Source organism: Arthrobacter sp. LjRoot14 (genome assembly GCF_964253905.1).
Classification (GTDB): Bacteria; Actinomycetota; Actinomycetes; order Actinomycetales; family Micrococcaceae; genus Arthrobacter.
In genome coordinates, this window is the sequence record NZ_CAXURL020000001.1 from 1,616,261 (window position 1) to 1,635,142 (window position 18,882).

21 protein-coding genes are annotated in these 18,882 nt (G+C 65.6%); 15 read left to right on the forward strand and 6 right to left on the reverse strand.

The features are described from left to right. Positions 1–62: 62 nt before the first annotated feature. Positions 63–1,175 (reverse strand): ScyD/ScyE family protein, encoded by a 1,113-nt coding sequence (locus ACSQ12_RS07265; protein WP_436064883.1) that lies wholly within the window; start codon positions 1,173–1,175, stop codon positions 63–65. 184 nt (positions 1,176–1,359) lie between these two features. On the opposite strand from ACSQ12_RS07265, the gene ACSQ12_RS07270 reads away from it, so the two are divergent. From ACSQ12_RS07270 to ACSQ12_RS07280, 3 genes are all read left to right on the forward strand, one after another. Next, on the forward strand, positions 1,360–1,845 hold the full coding sequence (locus tag ACSQ12_RS07270; protein WP_436064884.1) for a nucleoside deaminase: 486 nt from the start codon (positions 1,360–1,362) through the stop codon (positions 1,843–1,845). Between the two features lie 97 nt (positions 1,846–1,942). After that, the gene (gene trxA / locus ACSQ12_RS07275) at positions 1,943–2,416 is read left to right on the forward strand and encodes a thioredoxin (protein WP_436064885.1); all 474 of its coding nucleotides are present in this window, start codon (positions 1,943–1,945) and stop codon (positions 2,414–2,416) included. A 65-nt stretch (positions 2,417–2,481) separates the two neighbouring features. Then, entirely contained in the window at positions 2,482–2,820 is a 339-nt protein-coding gene (locus tag ACSQ12_RS07280) for a CU044_2847 family protein (protein WP_436064886.1), read from the forward strand. Between the two features lie 105 nt (positions 2,821–2,925). Here ACSQ12_RS07280 and ACSQ12_RS07285 read toward each other — a convergent pair whose 3' ends face one another. Together ACSQ12_RS07285 and ACSQ12_RS07290 are read right to left on the reverse strand one after the other, a co-directional pair. Then, a complete protein-coding gene (locus tag ACSQ12_RS07285; protein WP_209746220.1) occupies positions 2,926–3,135 on the reverse strand; it encodes a hypothetical protein in 210 nt (69 codons plus the stop codon). Between the two features lie 92 nt (positions 3,136–3,227). After that, a complete protein-coding gene (locus ACSQ12_RS07290) occupies positions 3,228–4,382 on the reverse strand; it encodes a pyridoxal phosphate-dependent aminotransferase (protein WP_436064887.1) in 1,155 nt (384 codons plus the stop codon). Between the two features lie 159 nt (positions 4,383–4,541). On the opposite strand from ACSQ12_RS07290, the gene truB reads away from it, so the two are divergent. The 4 genes from truB (at position 4,542) to ACSQ12_RS07310 (ending at position 8,081) form a co-directional block, all read left to right on the forward strand. Beyond that, positions 4,542–5,462, forward strand: a complete 921-nt coding sequence (gene truB / locus ACSQ12_RS07295) for a tRNA pseudouridine(55) synthase TruB (RefSeq protein ID WP_436064888.1) — start codon at positions 4,542–4,544, stop codon at positions 5,460–5,462. Position 5,463: 1 nt separating this feature from the next. Further along, positions 5,464–5,817: a hypothetical protein gene (locus ACSQ12_RS07300; protein WP_436064889.1), complete on the forward strand. Its 354-nt coding sequence runs from the start codon at positions 5,464–5,466 to the stop codon at positions 5,815–5,817. Positions 5,818–5,835: 18 nt separating this feature from the next. Further along, a complete protein-coding gene (locus ACSQ12_RS07305) occupies positions 5,836–6,294 on the forward strand; it encodes a hypothetical protein (RefSeq protein WP_436064890.1) in 459 nt (152 codons plus the stop codon). A gap of 89 nt (positions 6,295–6,383) precedes the next feature. Further along, on the forward strand, positions 6,384–8,081 hold the full coding sequence (locus tag ACSQ12_RS07310; protein ID WP_436064891.1) for a DUF222 domain-containing protein: 1,698 nt from the start codon (positions 6,384–6,386) through the stop codon (positions 8,079–8,081). A 98-nt stretch (positions 8,082–8,179) separates the two neighbouring features. Here the strand turns inward: ACSQ12_RS07310 and ACSQ12_RS07315 are convergent, their stop codons facing one another. Then, positions 8,180–8,605, reverse strand: a complete 426-nt coding sequence (locus tag ACSQ12_RS07315) for a GNAT family N-acetyltransferase (RefSeq protein ID WP_436064892.1) — start codon at positions 8,603–8,605, stop codon at positions 8,180–8,182. A 144-nt stretch (positions 8,606–8,749) separates the two neighbouring features. Here ACSQ12_RS07315 and ACSQ12_RS07320 point away from each other — a divergent pair, with 144 nt between their 5' ends. Beyond that, positions 8,750–9,346 carry an adenylate kinase gene (locus tag ACSQ12_RS07320; protein WP_436064893.1) on the forward strand — a complete coding sequence of 199 codons (597 nt, stop codon included), beginning with the start codon at positions 8,750–8,752 and terminating at the stop codon, positions 9,344–9,346. 15 nt (positions 9,347–9,361) lie between these two features. Here the strand turns inward: ACSQ12_RS07320 and ACSQ12_RS07325 are convergent, their stop codons facing one another. Next, the gene (locus tag ACSQ12_RS07325; RefSeq protein ID WP_436064894.1) at positions 9,362–10,171 is read right to left on the reverse strand and encodes a DUF937 domain-containing protein; all 810 of its coding nucleotides are present in this window, start codon (positions 10,169–10,171) and stop codon (positions 9,362–9,364) included. Positions 10,172–10,427: 256 nt separating this feature from the next. Here ACSQ12_RS07325 and ACSQ12_RS07330 point away from each other — a divergent pair, with 256 nt between their 5' ends. The 7 genes from ACSQ12_RS07330 to ACSQ12_RS07360 all read left to right on the forward strand — a co-directional run bounded on the left by ACSQ12_RS07330 (position 10,428) and on the right by ACSQ12_RS07360 (position 18,563). After that, on the forward strand, positions 10,428–11,411 hold the full coding sequence (locus tag ACSQ12_RS07330; protein ID WP_209746201.1) for a bifunctional riboflavin kinase/FAD synthetase: 984 nt from the start codon (positions 10,428–10,430) through the stop codon (positions 11,409–11,411). 29 nt (positions 11,412–11,440) lie between these two features. Continuing rightward, a complete protein-coding gene (kynA, locus tag ACSQ12_RS07335) occupies positions 11,441–12,295 on the forward strand; it encodes a tryptophan 2,3-dioxygenase (protein ID WP_436064895.1) in 855 nt (284 codons plus the stop codon). Continuing rightward, positions 12,292–13,536, forward strand: a complete 1,245-nt coding sequence (gene kynU, locus ACSQ12_RS07340) for a kynureninase (protein WP_436064896.1) — start codon at positions 12,292–12,294, stop codon at positions 13,534–13,536. The genes kynA and kynU overlap by 4 nt, the downstream gene beginning before the upstream one ends. 208 nt (positions 13,537–13,744) lie before the next feature. Continuing rightward, positions 13,745–14,014 (forward strand): 30S ribosomal protein S15, encoded by a 270-nt coding sequence (rpsO, locus tag ACSQ12_RS07345; RefSeq protein ID WP_011691294.1) that lies wholly within the window; start codon positions 13,745–13,747, stop codon positions 14,012–14,014. A gap of 246 nt (positions 14,015–14,260) precedes the next feature. Beyond that, entirely contained in the window at positions 14,261–16,501 is a 2,241-nt protein-coding gene (locus ACSQ12_RS07350) for a polyribonucleotide nucleotidyltransferase (protein WP_436066955.1), read from the forward strand. A gap of 168 nt (positions 16,502–16,669) precedes the next feature. Beyond that, on the forward strand, positions 16,670–18,013 hold the full coding sequence (locus ACSQ12_RS07355; RefSeq protein ID WP_436064897.1) for a M16 family metallopeptidase: 1,344 nt from the start codon (positions 16,670–16,672) through the stop codon (positions 18,011–18,013). An 88-nt stretch (positions 18,014–18,101) separates the two neighbouring features. Further along, positions 18,102–18,563: a DUF1579 family protein gene (locus tag ACSQ12_RS07360; protein WP_209746194.1), complete on the forward strand. Its 462-nt coding sequence runs from the start codon at positions 18,102–18,104 to the stop codon at positions 18,561–18,563. Positions 18,564–18,600: 37 nt separating this feature from the next. Here ACSQ12_RS07360 and ACSQ12_RS07365 read toward each other — a convergent pair whose 3' ends face one another. Beyond that, positions 18,601–18,882, reverse strand: coding sequence for a hypothetical protein (locus ACSQ12_RS07365; protein WP_436064898.1), 282 nt, complete (start codon positions 18,880–18,882; stop codon positions 18,601–18,603).

An 18,882-nucleotide genomic window follows, 5' to 3' on the forward strand; every position in this document is an offset into this window, starting at 1 on the left:
TCGGAGGCATCAGTGTGGCCGGACCCGCAAGGGACCGGCCACACTCGTTTTAAGGGGCTGCCTCAACGGTGGGAGTGCCCCTTAAAGTCCAGGGACACCAGTTTGCCGTTGGGCGGCTGGTTTTCTGCGGGCAGGGCATCGGTGGTTGCGTACAGGGTCGAACCCCTGAGGGCGACGTCGGCCGTGAGCTTGCCAGCCAGCACCGTGCGCTGGCTGTCCTTGCCGTCTATCTTGAGCACCCCCTCACCAAACAGGGATGCAATGTACACGTCGCCGTCGTCATCCACCGCCAGCCCGGTAGGTGACATGACGTCATCGGCGAAAAGCCGCACCCGGCCGTTGTCCGGGTTGACCCGGTACACGGCACCGCGGGCACCCAGCGCGGGGTCCTCCGGTCCGCCCGGGAGCACCGAAACGTACAGCCAGCCGTCCGGCCCGACTGCCACGTCGGTGGGAACGGGTTCAAAGTTATAGGTGAGGCCCACAACGCAGTCGGGAAGTTTCAGTGTGGATGCCACTTCTGCGGTGATCACGAAGGGACGCGGCGGCAGGACGGCCACTGTTTCAGCGTCTCCGGAGTCTGCGTCGACGGCCACAATGCTGTTGGCGCCGGCATCGGCCACATAGACGGTGTCGCCGGAGACGGCGATGCCGTACGGATGGGAGTCGACGGTCCCGGTGTAGGAAGCCGGTACTTCAGGCGGAATTTGCGCCGCGCACGCATCCGGCAGGTCCTCAAAACCATAACTGACGTCACCGTCGGCGTTCTTTTCGTTCTCCAAAGCCGCCAAATCGCCAAAAGTCCTTTGTGTTCCGTCGGCAGCGATGGTCCGGACATGACCGGCCAGCGGACGCGGATCCATGGGCCCGGCCCCCTGGCTCTCCACGAAGTAGATGGTCGAACGGCGCTGCGCGCTTCCGGCCACGTCCCATTCCGGATCCGAATACAGGACTGCCTTGGTGCCGTCGGAAGCTACCCGCGTCAGCCGGCTGGCGAATTCCTCGCTCACAATCACCGAGCCGTCACGGCCTGCGCTGACGTGCAGCGGGCCGACCAGCCCGTCTGCGAGGGTGACCGGTTCGGTTCGCGGCGGAGCGGCAACGCCTGCAGTACCGGTCGCCAGGAAGACCGCGGCGCTGATGGTGGCCGTGGCAAGCGAAACGTGCTTTCTCATGGTGGTCTCCAAATGCCCAAAGATGATTACCAGGATTCATTGAGACCACTGATTCGGCTGGCGGGAAACACCGCGCCCCCACTGCGCACATTCTATTTCTTCGGCTTCGGCGACGTCGATGGCTTCGGCAAACCAAGACATCGCAGTTCCCGGCAAAGCCGGGCGTACTGGCTATGATCGGAGCATGGATGCCCCACCCTCAGCCGCTGATATCCAGGAGTTCCTGGGCCAGGCCATCAACCTTGCCGTTCAGAATGTGGCCGACGGCGGCGGCCCGTTCGGGGCACTGGTGGTCACCGCGGACGGGACGCGCCATTTCGGCGTCAACAGGGTGACGCGGGACAACGACCCCACCGCCCATGCCGAGGTTGTGGCCATCCGGACGGCAGCGGCAGAATCCGCCAATTTCGATCTCAGCGGGGCCGTGCTCTATGCAAGCTGTGAGCCGTGCCCGTTGTGCCTGGCGGCTGCGCTGTGGGCGCGCATCGACCGCGTGTATTTCGCCGCGGACAGGCACGGCGCTGCAGCGGCGGGGTTCGACGATGCCCTCTTCTACGAATACTTTGAGGGCATCCGGCCGGAACTTATGCCGGTCAACCAAACCGATGTCCCGACGTCGAACGCCCCGTTTCACGTCTGGGACGCTAACCCGGACCGCACCGAATATTGACCGTCATGCCCGGCCGCGGCATGGGGGAACCCGGCCGCCGAAGCCGGCGGGACCTTCGACTCTATCCGGCTTCTGGCGGCAGGCGTCCGATTAACCCATGACTTCAGGGGCGGCTGGAAGACAGCGCGGGGTAGTGGAGCCGAGGCTCATCAGGTGTCCCGGCTGCGGGAAGACCAACAGGATTCCTGCAACCGCTCCCGGCCGTCCCCGCTGCGGCAACTGCAGCCATGACTTGCCGTGGATCGTTGACGCCGGGGACTTGGACTTCAAGCACATCGCGGAGGAGTCAACGGTGCCTGCCCTGATCGACTTCTGGGCGGAATGGTGCGGCCCCTGCCGCCTGGTCAGCCCCGTCCTGGACCAGTTGGCCACCGAGAAAGCGGGCCGCATCAAGCTCGTGAAAGTGGATGTGGACCACGCTCCCGGGCTCTCAGCGAGGTTTGCGGTGCAGGCGATCCCCACTCTGATGGTGATTGTCGGCGGAATAGTGATTGCCCGGCAGGCGGGTGCCGCACCCGCGGCGACCCTGCGGACCTGGCTGGAGCACGCGCTGTCCTCCACTCTGAGCTAACCAACCCGGGCTGCGCCCAGAGGAGCACTTCGGCACACGATCGGCAAAGTTCGACGGAGGAAAGCATGACAGAGATACTGCGCTACGAAGTCGGATCCGGCGTGGTCCTGGTGGAAGCCGAGGAGAGCAGCTTCGGAGTGGAACACCCGTCGCGTGACGAGCAGGGGATCCAGGACACCGGGCGCAGGCTCGAAGATGCACTGGCCTCCGTTCGGCCGGCCGCCAAGGCAGCAGCGGAAGTCCTGGGGGACCTTGCGCCGGAACACCTGGAAATTCAGTTCGGCGTGAAATTGGCCGGCGCGGCAGGGGCCATCATCGCCAGGAACGTTACGGAGGCCCACTTCATCGTCAAGATGTCATGGTCGCCCGAGCAAGAACAACCCGAGGAAGAGATCGTTCCCTAGCGGACGCGCATGTGGGCCGCCGGGACGGGCACGTGGGCCGCCGGGGACTGGCGGGCCCGGCATGGGCCGCCGGGCGCCGGCTGGCCCGCCAGCTGGCCGCCGGTGCTAGGTCCGGGACCGCCGTCCGCCGCGCGCGCCCAGCCCGCCGAGCAGCGGGGACCCCATGCCCAGCAGGAAACCGAAGTCGTACCAGTTGCCGGCCCTCGCGTTGTTGTAAAAGGGAAACTCTGCCCAGGCGCCGAAGACATGCGCGATGAGCACGATCCAAGCCGTAATACCGTTCCAGAAGCCCCACAGCAGGTCCTGCCACCACATGTTGTTCCTCTCCGGTGCCGCCCCTGTGGACAGGTTAGGGCTCGGCAGGCTTCCGCACTAGGGACTCTGTGCCCCACTTGGGCGTTGTTCCATCAGCCCCTGGAGGGAAGGCGGCCCACGCCTTCCACGAGGTCAGCCTGGGCGCCGCAGAGCGCAATCCGGATCCAGCCTTCGCCGATGGAACCGAAGGCGGTGCCCGGAGCGAAGGAAACTCCGGCATCGGCCAGGAACGTGCGGACCCAGGACCGTACATCGCCGCCGCTGACGTGGGAAACATCGGCCCAGAGATAGAACGCCCCCTGCGCCGAAAGGAACGGAATGCCCTTGGACGCCAGCACCGCCGATGCAGCGTCCCGGTTGGCGCGGTAATGGGCGTGCGCGTGGTTGACGTAGTCCTGCGGTCCCGTCAGTGCGGCGATCGCGGCGTACTGGGACGGAGAGGCGACGCAGGAAACGATCGACTCCATCACGTTGTTCATCTTCCGCTCCAGCCCGGGCGGGCAGATCAAGGCTCCGATCCTGAGCCCTGTCAGTCCGTAGGTCTTGGACAGCGTCAGCGACGTGAAGACCCTGGCTTCTCCGGGGATATCGCTGTCGAACCGGGCCGGGCTGACGTGGGGCACGTCGTACGTGAAGGCCTCGTAGCATTCATCGGAGATGATCCAGAGGTCGTGGCGCCGGGCAAGGTCCACGAGGCCCCGGGTGAGGTCGCCGCCCAGGACCGCGCCCAGGGGATTGGACGGTGAATTGAGGATCAGCACCCTGGTCTGCGGCGTGATGAGGGCCTCGATGTCCTCGATCCTTGGCTGGAAGTCGTGCTCCGGGTACAGCGGGTACCGTACGGGCTTTGCGTGCAACAGTTGGCTGGTCATCGCAAAAGTCGGGTAGCCGGGGTTGGGAATCAGTATTTCGTCACCGGGGGAGAGCAGAAGGCTCATGGCGAAGTGGAGGCCCTGCTGGGCGCCGTCCACAACGTAGACACGCTCGGCCCCGATCTCAACGCCGTTGTGCTCGCGGAACCTGGCCGCGAAGGCCTCGCGGAGCGCGGGGATTCCGGCATTCGGTGTGTAATTGGTTTCGTCGCGGTCGAGGCACGCCATGCCGGCCTTGAGGACGTGGCGGGGGAGCTCGAAGCCAGGTTCACCGATGCTCAACACAATGGCACCGGGGGTGCCCCACGCAGCTTCCGTGATCTCACGGATCTGGTTGACGGGGAAGTCGTGGATGTGTGCGGCAAGCTCGGGCATGTCTGCCATCCTAACCGTCCGCCGCCGGACCCCGCGGTGGCACCGCCCGCCGTCGGACCGGCCGCGGTGGCACGGCCCGCCGTCGGGCGCTTGCCGCCCAACCGGCCGCCCGCCGTCGGGCGCAATAGGAGAGCCGCAGGCGCGGATATACTGGGAGGCGTGCTTTCTGGACTGGTAATAGTGGACAAGCCGCAAGGATGGACCAGCCACGATGTGGTTGGACGGATGCGGCGGCTGGCCGGTACCCGGAAAGTGGGGCATGCCGGCACGCTGGATCCCATGGCCACCGGTGTCCTCGTCCTCGGCATCAACAAGGCCACCCGCCTGCTGACGTACATCGTCGGGACATCCAAGACGTATACCGCCACCATCCGCCTCGGCGAGTCCACCGTAACGGACGACGCCGAGGGCGAGGTGGTGAGCAGCCACTCAGCCGCTGAAGTCACCGAGGAAGCCATCAGGGCCGGCGTCGCAGCACTCACCGGCGAGATCCAACAGGTCCCCAGCAGCGTAAGCGCCATCAAAGTCAACGGCGAGCGTGCGTATGCCCGCGTCCGTTCCGGCGAAGACGTTAAGCTTGCCGCACGGCCAGTCACCATCCACCGGTTCGACGTCCATGCCGTCCGACCCGGGCGTGACGGGGCAGTCATCGACGTGGACGTCACCGTGGAATGCTCGTCCGGTACGTACATCCGCGCCCTGGCGCGTGACCTTGGTGAAGCACTCGGGACCGGGGGCCACCTGACAGCGCTGCGAAGGACCCGGGTCGGGCCCTATAGCCTTGACCAGGCCAGGACGCTGGAGCAGTTGGCCGAGGACCTGGAAGTGCTGGAGATGTCCCAGGCGGCTCGCGCGCTCATGCCGAACCGTGAGCTCAGCGAAGACGAAGCCACTGAAATCTCGTTCGGCCGGCGCATAGCCGCAGGCGCGGGAGCCGGAACACCGGAAGCTGCCACCGCAGACAACCCCGCCGCGGCCTTTGCGCCTGACGGCTCGCTGGTGGCCCTGCTGGCTGACGCGGGCGGCTACGCGAAGCCGGTGCTGGTCTTCGCCCCGAGCAATGAACAGCCGGGCAAGTAGCGTGGACGCGTACTTTTACATCATTCTGGCCGTGGGGCTGCTTTCCACGATCGTCTGCGCCGTCGCGGGGATCATGAAGAAAGCCCCCAACGATGCCACCATCCTGTCGGTGGCCGCCGTCGAACTGGCCCTTCTGGTCTACCTTGTCGGCTCGATCGTCCGCGTATCCTCGGGGGAACAGATAGCCGGGGAACCGTGGGAGTTCTGGGGCTACCTGGTCACTGCACTGATCCTGCCGGTTGGCGCCGTGTATTGGTCCATCCTGGAGCGCACCCGGTGGAGCAACTTTGTCCTGGCTGCCGTGGGCGTCACCGCCCTTGTGATGGCAGCACGCATGAACCAGATCTGGTACTGAGTGGAAGAAGCACACAACGTGACTCCGCAAACCCCCGTCAACAAGGCCGAGAATGAGACCGCAAAGGTCCGTTCCAAGGACACCCGGAATACCGGCCCAGGGCGGTTGCTGATTGCGGTCTATGCAGTATTCGCCATCTCCGCTACGGCCCGGGCCGGCTACCAGATTCTCACCAAGTTCTCCGGAGCGCCGCTGGCTTACCTGCTCTCGGCGTTCGCGGCGCTCGTTTACGTCGTCGCCACGGTCTCACTGGCGAAAGCCGGGCGGACCTGGTTCAAGGTATCCGTGGCTGCCGTCCTGGTGGAACTCGTAGGCGTGGTGGTGGTCGGGGCGCTGAGCATTTTCGACTCCGTCAGCTTCCCGCATGAAACCGTCTGGTCCCTCTTCGGCCGCGGCTACGCCTTTATCCCGCTCCTGCTTCCGATTCTTGGGCTCGTCTGGCTGTACAAGCGCAGGCCGGCACCGCTAGGGGCTTGAGTCACCCGGCCTGACGCGCCCGTCCAGCCGCATCGCCGTCCCGATTCCGGCGGGCCTTTTTTGTCGTACCCCTTTGGCAGAGTTATGCCATGGAAGTCATGGGGGAACTTGCAGCAGGAGGGGCATTGCGGTGGGCCAAGCTGCCCGCTGCTGCTGCTTCACCCGCGGCCGCTGTTTCGCCGGGTTCAGTCCGTAGCCTGCGGAGCGTCCCCGCGGGGCCGCGGCGTCCTGAGGCTTTAGCGTTCGACGGCGGTGGTTCCGGTGAGCTGTCCCGGTGCCTCGCGCTGCTGGCGGCCTTGAGTTCGACGGCGGTCACGGACGTTGCGGTGTTGGGTTTCCGGGAGGCGGCTGACTTCGCCGCCCGGGTGGAGGACATCTCCCGGGCCGCTGAATATTTGCAGGTGGTTGCCGCCGGGGGAGTGGACCGGTCGCGGCGCGAGGCCAGTGCTGCTGCGCGGGCTGGCGCGGGCTCGGGTGCGGCGGTTGGCTGGACCACCGGGTGGGGCAACGAGACGGCTGTGCATGGGCCGATCGGCTGGACGGCCGGGACGGCGGCCAATGAAACGGTGAACGGCCAAGTCGAGACGGCCCCGGATCCCGTTCCAAGCCCCGGAACGCCGAAGACGAACGATCCGGATCCGGCCGATGACGGGTGCCGGAACACTACCGAGTTCCTGCGTATGAGACTGCGGATCGGTGCCGGGGAAGCCCGCCGCCGGCTCGCCCTGGCCGAAGCATTGCTGCCCCGGACCGGGATCACCGGCCACCCCCAACCACCGGAACGGCCCGTGCTCGCCGCGGCCGTCGCGTCCGGGTCGGTGGGCTCCCGTTCCGCGACCATCATCACCCTCGCCCTGGACCGGGTCCGGCACCACGCCCCCGAAGACACCATGGCCCGGATGGAACACACCCTGACCCGCACCGCGGCCGAACAGGACACCGACTTCGTCGCCCGCGTCGCCCGGCAACTGGTTGAGGCGGCCGACCAGGACGGCAGCGAACCCTCCGAGGAGGAGCTCCGGCACCGGCAGGGCGTCTTCATCCGGAAACCCCGCCGCGGACTGCACCACGTGGAATTCTTCGCCACCCCGGACCAATACGAACCCCTCCTGACCGTGATGAACACCGCCACCAACCCCCGCACCCAACCAGGCGAACAGGATCTGGACCGGCGGACCCGGCCCCAGCAGCTCCTGGACGGCCTCGTCGGCGCCGCCAAAACCGCCCTCACCACCGGGAATCTCCCCGCTGCAGGCGGTCTGCGTCCCCAGGTCATGGTCACCATTGACTACCGCGACCTCCTGGACCGCCTCGACCGGCTCGACCACAACAGCGACAGGCCAGCCGGAACCCTAGGCATCCCCGGCACGGGCTCGTTCACGTTCACCGGGCCCGTCACCGCCGCCACGGTCCGCAAGATCGCCTGCGACGCCGACATCATCCCCGTCCTCCTCGGCAGCCAGGGCCGCGTCCTGGACATCGGCAGGACCACCAGGATCTTCCCGCCCCACATCCGCAAAGCCATCACCGCCCGCGACCAAGGCTGCGCGTTCCCGGGCTGCACCATCCCCGCCCCCTGGTGCGAAGCCCACCACATCACTTACTGGTCACACGGCGGAACCACCAGCACCGAAAACGGCACACTCCTCTGCAGCCATCACCACCACCTGATCCACAAAGAGCAATGGCACATCCAGGTCAAAACCGGGATCCCGTGGTTCATCCCGCCACCCCACATCGACCCGCACCAAAAACCACAACGAAACAACTACTTCAGGCCCGAGTGACCCTGCCGTGGTGAGCCCGCGCACCCCAGGGAATAGTGGTCTCGCCAGCCGGAGTACGGCCTGCCCGGGCTTCGGTGGCCGGTCCGGCAGTCTCATGGCTATCGGAAGCGAGCGAACATCCTGAGCGGTTCCGGCCTGAAATCCGAGCCTTCGGTGAATCCCAGGGCCTCATAGAACGCGCGCTGGCCCGGCTCATTGTCGGTGATGAGTACGGTCTGCCTGACATGCCTGTACCTGGACAGGATGGCTTCAAGCATCGACCGTCCCGCTCCGGATCCTTGACATGACGGATCGACCAAAATGTCCTGCACATAGCAGACCGTGGCGTCGTCCGAGATTGCGCGGGCCAGGCCGATGAGCTTGCCAGTGTCATCACGGCACGTCACAACGAACGCTGATCGGCGGATTGCTCGTAGGAGTGCGTCGGGTTCATCCGTATAGGTGGTCCAGCCCACTGACTCGTACAAGGCCAGGACTTCAGCATCGGTAAGCTCGTTACCGGCGTGGACTCGGAACTCTGGCATCGAACCAGTGTGGCATGACCGCACTAGCCAAAGCCCGCTGGAAACCACTCCAAAAACGACTGATGCGCCGAGTGCTATCGTGGCAAATCGCGGTGGGCCAGAAGTCCGGAGGCCGGACCGCCGAGCAAAACGGGGGAGCAGACCATGAAACCCATCCCGGTAAACCCGTCCCGTGTCATCTTTTACGGAGTGACGGGCAGCGGCAAGTCCTCGGCGGCCCGCGCATATGCGGCAGCGTCGGGGCTTCCCGAGTTTTCAGCCGACGACGACATTGGCTGGCTTCCCGGCTGGCAGCAGCGCAGCGTCGAGCAGCAACGGGAACTCGCGGCGAATGTTGCGGCGCGCGAGCGCTGGGTCCTGGACAGCGCCTATGGCGTCTGGCGCGACATCGTTGTACCCCGGGCGGAGCTGGTCATCGCTTTGGATTATCCCCGTTGGCTGTCGCTGTCCAGGCTGGTCCGCCGCTCCCTGCGACGGGTCATCACGAAGCAACCCGTCTGCAACGGCAACGTCGAAACGCTCGCGAGGCTATGTGCGAGGGATTCGATCTTCTACTGGCACTTCAACTCATTTGCCAGGAAGAAACGTGTCTTCAAGGAATGGCAGGCCAGCCCGGACATGCCGCCGGTGATGGCGTTCCGTAGGCCCAGGGACCTCGACGACTGGCTGGCGGAGGTCGCAGCAGCCGCTTCACGTCCCGGGGATGCTGCTGAAGGTTCCGGCCGCCAGCACCACGAGTAGCCGGACCCGGCGCGGCTATTTCTTGCCGAAGAGCCCGCCCAACAGGCCGCCCAGACCACCGCCGGTATTCTTTTTCTCTTCGGCGTGGTCCTCGGAACCGTCGCCGGGGAGGTCGACGTCGATCACCTCGCCCGGAACGGGCGCACCGCCCTGCGGTATCGGCTGACCGAGTGGTCCGGTGGGGGGCTGCGGCGCCGAATCCTTACTGGCCTCCGGGACCACTGCATCGCGGGTCTGCTGGCCGCCCTGCGGGCCCCCGCCCAAAATGCCCCCGAGGATGTCTCCCAGTCCTCCTCCTTGGGCGCCCGCGCCGCCCTGCGCACCTCCAAGAATGCCGCCCAGGATGCTGCCGAGGTCGATTCCGCCGACGCCGCCGGCCGCATCGCCGCCTGCTCCGCCGCCCGCCTGGGCGTTCCGACCGCCGAGGATCTTGTTGGCGAGATAGGACATCACGATGGGCGCCAGGATCGGCAAAAGCTTCCGGACGAGGTCGCTGCCCACGCCGCCCAGGTTGGCAGTGCCGGCGAGTTGGTGTGCCACCTGATCCTGTTGGCCGCCGAAGACATGGCTGACAATTTTCTCGCCGTCGGCGGTATCCACCTGCGCAGCGTCAACGCCACCCTCTGCAAGCCCGTCCTGGTGCTGGGCAAGAGCGGATTCAAGGGAGGCGGCACCACCGGGCGCCTGTGCGTTGCTCTGCATGCCGGCGAGGAGGGTGGGAACCGCAGCCTCGATTGCGGCCCGGGCGGACTCCCTGTCCGTGCCCAGCAGACCGGCAACCTGGTCAACGGGTATCTGTTCCAAAATCTCGCGGAGGTCAGTCATAGCGCTCTCCTTCAGCCCGGCGCACGGCCTCGGGCATCGTTGGCTGCGGCGCGCAACTGCGTCGCCGGATGCTGCCCTTGCATCCTAGCCGGGCACCCCTGACCGTGGTAGGCCGGAACCCGGGACCGGCCGCGGTGTCGGTCGCAGCAGGGTGATTCCGGGTAATTTCCAGAGGCAATTGCGGGTAATCTTAGAGAGTTCCGGGGCCCGGCGCGGTTTCGGACGAGTCAATGGCAGGCAGCAAAAGGCGAGGTTGATGGTCCACATCTGGAACGATCCGTCCGAGGTCCCCGCGGACTTCGGCCCTACCGTTGTCACGTTTGGCAATTTCGACGGCGTACACCGCGGGCACCAGCAGGTGCTGTCCCAGCTCATCCGTACAGCCCGCCTCAACGGCGCGCGGGCTGTGGCGGTGACGTTTGATCCCCACCCTGCGCAGGTTCACCGGCCCGAGTCCGCTCCCGAGCTCATCATGGGCCTGGAGGACAAGCTCGTTGCCCTCGGCGAGCTGGGCCTGGACGCCGTCCTGGTCATGAAATACTCCCTGGAGCTGGCCAGTCTGACGCCGGAAGAATTTGTGGCCGGCGTCCTCGTCGGCAGCCTCAAGGCGAGCCACGTGGTGATCGGCCACGACGCCCGGTTTGGCCGCGGCAACTCCGGTGACCTCTCCACCATGCAGGAGCTGGGGGAGAAGTTCGGCTTCACTGTCCAGGTCATCAGTGAATTCGGCTCAGAAGGTTTTCCCATCCACGACGACGGCGGCGAGGACCGCCGTTGTTCGTCCACCTGGGTTCGTGAGGCCTTGCGGGACGGCGACGTGGCCACGGCGGCTGCCGTGCTGGGCCGCCCGCACCGGATGCGCGGCGAGGTGGTGCACGGTGCTGCCCGCGGGCGTGCACTCGGATTCCCCACCGCAAACCTGTCCTCCGAAGCCAGCGGCTACATCCCCGCCGACGGAATCTACGCCGGCTGGCTCGTGGACCAGGCCGGCACCAGATGGCCGGCAGCCATCTCCGTCGGCTCCAACCCCACATTCGACGGCGTCAGCCGGCAGGTTGAAGCCCACGTTATTGACCGTCCGGAAGAACCGGTTGAAAACTTCGATCTGTACGGCCAGACAGTAGTTGTGGAGTTCGTGGCACGGCTGCGGGGCATGGTGGCGTACCGTGGGCCGGAGGCGCTCGTCGAACAGATGTGCCTGGACGTGGTCCAGGCCCACGACATCCTGTTCCGGCGCTGACCCCAGTCACTGGCAAGGAAGGCACCGCTGTGTCCGTTGAGAAGAACACGAGGAAACTGGAAAAGGACATTGTCCGGGACTTCAGTTCGCGGATGAGCTACGCGTCGTACCTGCAACTGCCCACGCTGCTCAGCGCACAGCAACCGGTCAGCAATCCCGAACACCACGACGAACTGCTTTTCATCATCCAGCACCAGACCACTGAACTGTGGCTGAAGCTGGTCCTTCACGAGCTCCGCAGCGCCGCGGCCTGGCTCCGCAGCGATGACCTCGGATCCGCCTTGAAAGCGATCGCGCGAGTGAAGCACATCCAGAAGACACTGACCGAACAGTGGTCCGTGCTGGCCACGCTGACGCCCACCGAGTATTCCCAGTTCCGCGGCTTCCTGGGCAACTCCTCCGGGTTCCAGTCCAGCCAGTACCGGGCCGTGGAGTTCGTCCTGGGCAACAAGAACCGCAAGATGCTTCCGGTGTTCGAATCCGACCCTGAGGCGTACCAGCAGCTGAGCAACGTCCTTGAGGCGCCCAGCATCTACGACGAATTCCTCGCCTACCTCCACCGGCAGGGGTTTGATATTCCGGCATCCCTGCTGGAGCGCGACGTCACGAAGGCTCACCAGTTCTGCCCCGAACTGGTGCCGGTGTTCAAGCACATCTACGAAAACGCGGCGGACAACTGGGGTGCCTATGAGGCATGCGAAGAACTGGTGGACCTGGAAGACAACTTCCAGCTGTGGCGTTTCCGCCACCTGCGGACGGTGCAGCGGACCATCGGCATGAAGGGCGGCACCGGCGGATCCAGCGGGGCCGCGTTCCTGCAGAAGGCCCTGGAGCTGACGTTCTTTCCCGAGCTTTTTGCCGTCCGGACGGAGATCGGCCAATGAGTACGGTTCATCAGACCCAAGATGCCCTGCGGCAGCGTGCCGTCGAACTCGACGCCTCAGACCCGCTGGCAGGCTACCGCGACCACTTCATCGGAACTGACACCGACCTGTCCTACCTGGACGGGAACTCGCTGGGCCGTCCGCTCAAACGGACAGCTACGGATATCAGCAGCTTCATCCAGCACAGCTGGGGCGGCCGGCTGATCCGGGGCTGGGACGAGGAATGGCTCCAGCTGCCGGAAGCTATTGGCGACCAGCTGGGCCGGGCAGTGCTCGGAGCCGCCCCCGGGCAAACCATCATTGCCGACTCCACCACGGTTGTCCTGTACAAGCTGATCCGTGCCGCCCTCGCTGCGGTCAGGGACCCCGCCAGGACCGAAATCGTGCTGGATACGGACAACTTCCCCACGGACCGTTACCTCCTCGAAGGGATCGCCCGGGAAGAGGGGCTGACGCTGCGATGGATCGAGGCCGATCCCGCCGCCGGGGTGACCGTTGACCAGGTGCGCGAGGCGGCAGGGCCGGCCACCGCCGTCGTGGTCCTCAGCCAGATCGCCTACCGCTCCGGTTATCTCGCAGACCTGCCGGCGATCACGGCGGCAGTGCATGACGCCGGCGCGCTGGTGGTATGGGACCTGTGCCATTCCGCCGGTTCGGTGGAGATCGACCTGGACGCCGCCGGCGTCGACTTCGCCGCGGGCTGCACCTACAAGTACCTCAACGGGGGACCGGGCTCGCCGGCCTTCGCCTACATCAACTCGCGGCACCTCCCGGGGCTGAGCCAGCCGATCTGGGGCTGGATGGGCCGTAAGGACGCGTTCGAAATGGCGGCCGGCTACGAGCCTGCTCCCGGGATCCGCGGCTTCCTCAGCGGAACGCCGGCAATTTTCGGCATGATCGCGATGCAGGGCACGCTGGACCTGATCGAAGAAGCCGGCATGTCCGCACTCCGGGAAAAATCCCGGAAACTCACGGCGTTCGCGCTCGAACTCCATGACGCGTGGCTGGCTCCGGCCGGCGTCCTCCTGGCAACGCCGCGGGATCCGGAGCGCCGGGGGAGCCACATCACCGTGGACCATCCGGACTTCCGGGAGATGACGGCGCAGCTCTGGGCGCAGGACGTCATCCCGGATTTCCGGGCACCGCACGGCATCCGGATCGGGCTTTCGCCGCTCAGCACCTCATTTATGGAGGTCTACCGCGGTGTTGCCGCCGTCCGCGATCTGCTGGCGCGCCACTAACCGGCCCGCCCACAGCGGTCGCGCTGCACGGCGTGTTTCGACAAGATTGCGGCCGGGCCGGTAAACTAAACGTTGGATCCGGCTGCAGTCCGTGGCGGCTGGCTCTTGTTATGTGCAGGATTTCCCGGGTTACCGCGGATTTCCGGCACTGGCACACCCGGCAGTGAGTTACTGATTCGGGCCTCACGGCACATCTCTAGGAGTTATTGTGGCACTTGACGCCGCTGTAAAGCAGTCCATCATCAAGGATTTCGCAACGTCCGAAGGCGACACCGGTTCACCGGAGGTCCAGGTTGCAGTCCTCACTCAGCGGATCAAGGATCTCACTGAGCACATGAAGGAGCACAAGCACGACTTCCACACCCAGCGCGGTCTGCTGGCCATGGTTGGTCGTCGCAAGCGCATGCTCACCTACCTCAAGAACACTGACATCAACCGCTACCGTGCGCTCATCGAGCGCCTCGGCCTGCGCCGCTAGTCAGACCTGAGGGGCGGCCCCTTCCGTGACGGAAAGGGCCGCCTTCTTCAAACAAAACTAAACAGGAGGATCAACCGCATCACGCATTCGCGGTCCTCGGTAGTGATTCCCGGGAACGGCTTCGAAGAATGAAGCCCGGCCCGTGGGTCTCGATCGATGACCGGGTGCAGTGCAGGCCAGTAGACAGATGCTGGACTGGGTTGATGCGGCTGGACTTCCGTTAACCAAGAAACGGAGGTGACTCTCTTGGAGGGTCCCGAAATCCAGTTCTCAGAAGCCGTCATTGACAATGGCCGCTTCGGCAAGCGTGTAATCCGCTTCGAAACCGGCCGCCTTGCCAAGCAGGCAGCCGGCGCAGCCATGGTGTACATCGACGAAGACACCGCGCTGCTGTCCGCAACCACTGCCGGCAAGCACCCGCGTGAAGGCTTTGACTTCTTCCCGCTGACCGTTGACGTCGAAGAGCGTATGTACGCCGCCGGCCGCATCCCGGGCTCGTTCTTCCGCCGCGAAGGACGCCCGTCCACCGAAGCCATCCTGGCTTGCCGCCTCATGGACCGCCCGCTGCGTCCGGCCTTCATCAAGGGCCTGCGCAACGAGGTCCAGATCGTCGTCACCGTCCTGGCGATCAACCCGGACGAGCTTTACGACGTCGTGGCCATCAACGCCTCCTCGATGTCCACCCAGCTCTCCGGCCTGCCGTTCTCCGGCCCGATCGGCGGCGTCCGCGTTGCCCTCGTTGCCGACGAGCACGGTTCGCAGTGGGTTGCGTTCCCGAAGCACTCCCAGCTCGAGAACTCCGTGTTCAACATGGTCGTTGCCGGCCGCGTTGCCGGTGACGACGTCGCCATCATGATGGTTGAAGCCGAAGCTACGGACAACTCCTGGAACCTCATCAAGGAACAGGGCGCCACCGCCCCCACCGAAGAGGTTGTTTCCGAGGGCCTCGAAGCCGCCAAGCCGTTCATCAAGGCACTGTGCGACGCCCAGGCAGACCTTGCCGCCCGCGCCGCCAAGCCGACCGTAGAGTTCCCGGTCTTCCTCGACTACGAAGACGACGCCTACGCCGCCGTTGAAGCCGCTGCCGCCGAGAAGCTGGCTGCTGTCTTCCAGATTGCTGACAAGCAGGAGCGCGACACCGCTTCGGACCAGCTCAAGGACGACGTCACTTCTTCGCTCGCCGGCCAGTTCGAGGGACGCGAGAAGGAGCTGTCCGCAGCTTTCCGCTCGGTGACCAAGCACGTTGTGCGCCAGCGCATCCTGAAGGACCAGATCCGCATCGACGGCCGTGGCCTGACGGACATCCGCCAGCTCACCGCCGAGGTCGAGGTCCTGCCCCGCGTTCACGGTTCGGCCATCTTCGAACGCGGCGAGACCCAGATCATGGGTGTCACCACGCTGAACATGCTGAAGATGGAACAGCAGATCGACTCGCTGTCGCCGGTAACGCGCAAGCGCTACATGCACAACTACAACTTCCCGCCGTACTCCACCGGTGAAACCGGCCGTGTGGGTTCGCCCAAGCGCCGCGAAATCGGTCACGGCGCCCTGGCCGAGCGGGCACTCGTGCCCGTCCTGCCGTCCCGCGAGGAATTCCCCTACGCCATCCGCCAGGTGTCTGAGGCCCTCAGCTCCAACGGTTCGACGTCGATGGGTTCCGTCTGCGCCTCCACGCTGTCGATGCTCAACGCAGGCGTGCCGCTGAAGGCGGCCGTTGCAGGTATCGCCATGGGCCTGGTGTCCGACCAGGTTGACGGTCAGACCCGCTACGCGGCACTGACCGATATCCTCGGCGCCGAAGATGCCTTCGGCGACATGGACTTCAAGGTCGCCGGTACTTCCGAGTTCGTCACGGCCATCCAGCTGGACACCAAGCTCGACGGTATCCCGGCCTCGGTCCTGGCCGCCGCTCTGAAGCAGGCCCGCGAAGCACGCCTGCACATCCTCGAGGTCATCAACTCCGCGATCGACACCCCGGACGAACTCTCCGAGTTCGCTCCGCGTGTCATCGCGGTCAAGATCCCCGTGGACAAGATCGGCGAGGTCATCGGGCCCAAGGGCAAGATGATCAACCAGATCCAGGAAGACACCGGCGCGGACATCTCCATCGAGGACGACGGCACCGTTTACATCGGCGCCACCAACGGCCCGTCCGCCGACGCCGCACGCTCCGCGATCAACGCCATCGCCAACCCGCAGGTTCCGGAAATCGGAGAGCGCTACCTGGGTACGGTCGTCAAGACCACCACCTTCGGCGCCTTCATTTCCCTCACCCCGGGCAAGGACGGCCTGCTGCACATCTCCGAGCTGCGCAAGATCGCCGGCGGCAAGCGCGTTGACAACGTCGAGGACGTCGTCTCCGTGGGTCAGAAGATCCAGGTCGAGATCACCAAGATCGACGACCGCGGAAAGCTGTCCCTCTCCCCGGTCATCGCCGAGGAAGAAGGCGCTGAAAGCGCCGAGGTCGCCGAGGCAGCCGCAGAGTAGTCTGCAGCGCACTTCGTAGTACCAGCATGACGGCGGGGCCGGTGGAACTTCCACCGGCCCCGCCGCCGTTAAGCCGCCCGATTGAATCGCCAGTTCCCCGGGCATGGCAGCAGTGGTCCGCTGGTACGATTGCAGGCAGATTTGGCACCGTTTTCCTGAAAGGCCTTGATGACTGTCGTACCCCTGCCGCTCGTGCAGAACCATCCCGGAGACACCCTGATCCACGGAGCCGACGGCGGGTCCGTGGTTCGCCGTTCCGTGCTCCCCGGAGGCGTGCGTGTACTGACGGAGGCCATGCCCGGCCAACGGTCCGCGACCATCGGCTTTTGGGTTGGCGTGGGTTCACGGGACGAAGCCCACGGGCAGCACGGGTCCACCCATTTCCTGGAGCACCTCCTGTTCAAGGGCACCAAGCGGCGTACCGCGCTGGAAATTGCGTCCGCCTTTGATGAGGTCGGCGGGGAGTCCAACGCGGCCACCGCCAAGGAAAGCACCTGCTATTTTGCCCGGGTTCTCGACACGGACCTTCCGATGGCCATCGATGTCATCGCGGACATGATTACCGGAGCAGTCCTGGACCCGCAGGAGATGGAGCAGGAACGCGACGTCATCCTGGAGGAGATCGCGATGGACAGCGACGACCCCACGGACGTCGCCCACGAGCACTTCGTTGCCGCGGTGCTGGGGACGCATCCGCTGGGACGCCCGATCGGCGGAACACCGGAGGCCATCAGGGCCGTTGCCCGCGATTCCGTCTGGGACCACTACCGCCGGTACTACCGCCCGGACGAACTGGTCATCACCGCGGCCGGCGGGCTGGACCACGACGTCGTTTGCGGACTGGTGGTTGATGCCCTCCATCAGGCGGGCTGGGCGCTGGAGGCCGGCGCCGCACCCGTGGAGCGGCGCTCCACCGAACGGGCCCGCATCAGCGGAACCGCCGGACTCCACGTGGTCAAGCGACCCGTCGAGCAGGCAAACATCATCATGGGCTGCCCCACCATCGTCGCCACGGACGGGCGCCGCTACGTCATGAGCGTGCTTAACGCCGTGCTGGGCGGCGGCATGTCCTCGCGCCTGTTCCAGGAGGTACGGGAAAAGCGCGGCCTGGTGTACTCCACCTATTCCTTTGCCTCGTCCTATGCTGACGCGGGCTATTTCGGCATGTATGCGGGCTGCACTCCCTCGAAGGTCCGCCAGGTCGTTGAGCTGCTGGGTGCCGAACTGGACAAGCTGGCGGAGCACGGCATTTCCGAGGACGAACTCAGGAAGGCCGTGGGCCAGCTGTGTGGCGGGATCGTCCTGGCGCTCGAAGACACCGGATCACGGATGTCGCGGCTGGGCAGGGCCGAACTGGTGTCCGGCGAATACCAGGACATCGAGGAGACGCTCCGGCAGATCAAGAGCGTCACCGTGGAGCAGGTACGGGAACTGGCGCAGGAGCTTGCGGCGGCACCCCGGACCGTGACAGTAGTGGGTCCGTTCGAGGAACGCGAAACCTTCGGCCTCTGAGCCCGCCCGCCCTTCGCTGGACAGCTACACGCTGGACAACTCCATCCGCGGGGCGTGATGATGAACCCGGGGCCACACTGGAGGAGCAATGGACCGTCCGCACCCGGGCACTGTGCACAAAGAGCTGGAGGATTTCCTCGGGCACTGGACGGGGACGACCCACATTGAGGCCACACCCCGGCGGCCTGCCAGGACTGCGGCGGCGGAGGTGACCTTCACCAAGGCCGCCGGCGGGTACGCGGTGCTACAGAGCTACCGCCACACGGAAGCTGAGGGGATCCGTTTTGAGCGGCATGGCATGTTCACCATGGACCCTGACCACGCGGACACCGTCTGGTACCACGTGGACAGCGTGGGCCTGCCGCGGGAAGCTCCGATCCGGTGCAGCCTGCATGGCGGAGTGCTCACCGTGGAACGCCGCAACGGCCGGGACACGTCCCGGCACATTTTCCGGGTGGACGACGGCGTGCTGACGCACACGTCCGAGGTCCGCCTGGCCGACGCCGCAGCCTTCGCGCCGTTCATGACCTCTGTCTGCCGCCGTACCTGACAGCGCGAACGGACGCTTGGGGCCTACCGGGAGGCAATCAGCCTGCTGATTCCAGAATCCGCGCCTTCGGTGCACCGTCCAGGGCCGGAGCCGCGGCTGGCGAGTTCCATACCTGCTGGCGGAGCTTGGCCAGCAGTTCCTCGGCCTGTCCCCGACGCGCAAGGTCGAGTTCCACCACCACATGACGCGGGTCGTCCACTGGCCGGCTGATGCGATGTGCCAGCACGCCTGAGGCTGCCCGGTTGACGGGGTCCCGGTCGAAGGCGTCCTTCCACATCGCGAAGTCCTTGATACCGTGCTCAATCTGAAGCGTGTACAT

What these genes read in the sequence shown, in the direction of transcription:
- ACSQ12_RS07265 (WP_436064883.1), bottom strand. Translation starts at nt 1,175, where the DNA reads ATGAGAAAGCACGTTTCGCTTGCCACGGCCACCATCAGCGCCGCGGTC.
- ACSQ12_RS07270 (WP_436064884.1), top strand. Translation starts at nt 1,360, where the DNA reads ATGGATGCCCCACCCTCAGCCGCTGATATCCAGGAGTTCCTGGGCCAG.
- trxA (WP_436064885.1), top strand. Translation starts at nt 1,943, where the DNA reads ATGACTTCAGGGGCGGCTGGAAGACAGCGCGGGGTAGTGGAGCCGAGG.
- ACSQ12_RS07280 (WP_436064886.1), top strand. Translation starts at nt 2,482, where the DNA reads ATGACAGAGATACTGCGCTACGAAGTCGGATCCGGCGTGGTCCTGGTG.
- ACSQ12_RS07285 (WP_209746220.1), bottom strand. Translation starts at nt 3,135, where the DNA reads ATGTGGTGGCAGGACCTGCTGTGGGGCTTCTGGAACGGTATTACGGCT.
- ACSQ12_RS07290 (WP_436064887.1), bottom strand. Translation starts at nt 4,382, where the DNA reads ATGCCCGAGCTTGCCGCACACATCCACGACTTCCCCGTCAACCAGATC.
- ACSQ12_RS07310 (WP_436064891.1), top strand. Translation starts at nt 6,384, where the DNA reads ATGGAAGTCATGGGGGAACTTGCAGCAGGAGGGGCATTGCGGTGGGCC.
- ACSQ12_RS07315 (WP_436064892.1), bottom strand. Translation starts at nt 8,605, where the DNA reads ATGCCAGAGTTCCGAGTCCACGCCGGTAACGAGCTTACCGATGCTGAA.
- ACSQ12_RS07320 (WP_436064893.1), top strand. Translation starts at nt 8,750, where the DNA reads ATGAAACCCATCCCGGTAAACCCGTCCCGTGTCATCTTTTACGGAGTG.
- ACSQ12_RS07325 (WP_436064894.1), bottom strand. Translation starts at nt 10,171, where the DNA reads ATGACTGACCTCCGCGAGATTTTGGAACAGATACCCGTTGACCAGGTT.
- ACSQ12_RS07330 (WP_209746201.1), top strand. Translation starts at nt 10,428, where the DNA reads ATGGTCCACATCTGGAACGATCCGTCCGAGGTCCCCGCGGACTTCGGC.
- kynU (WP_436064896.1), top strand. Translation starts at nt 12,292, where the DNA reads ATGAGTACGGTTCATCAGACCCAAGATGCCCTGCGGCAGCGTGCCGTC.
- ACSQ12_RS07355 (WP_436064897.1), top strand. Translation starts at nt 16,670, where the DNA reads ATGACTGTCGTACCCCTGCCGCTCGTGCAGAACCATCCCGGAGACACC.
- ACSQ12_RS07360 (WP_209746194.1), top strand. Translation starts at nt 18,102, where the DNA reads ATGGACCGTCCGCACCCGGGCACTGTGCACAAAGAGCTGGAGGATTTC.
- ACSQ12_RS07365 (WP_436064898.1), bottom strand. Translation starts at nt 18,882, where the DNA reads ATGTACACGCTTCAGATTGAGCACGGTATCAAGGACTTCGCGATGTGG.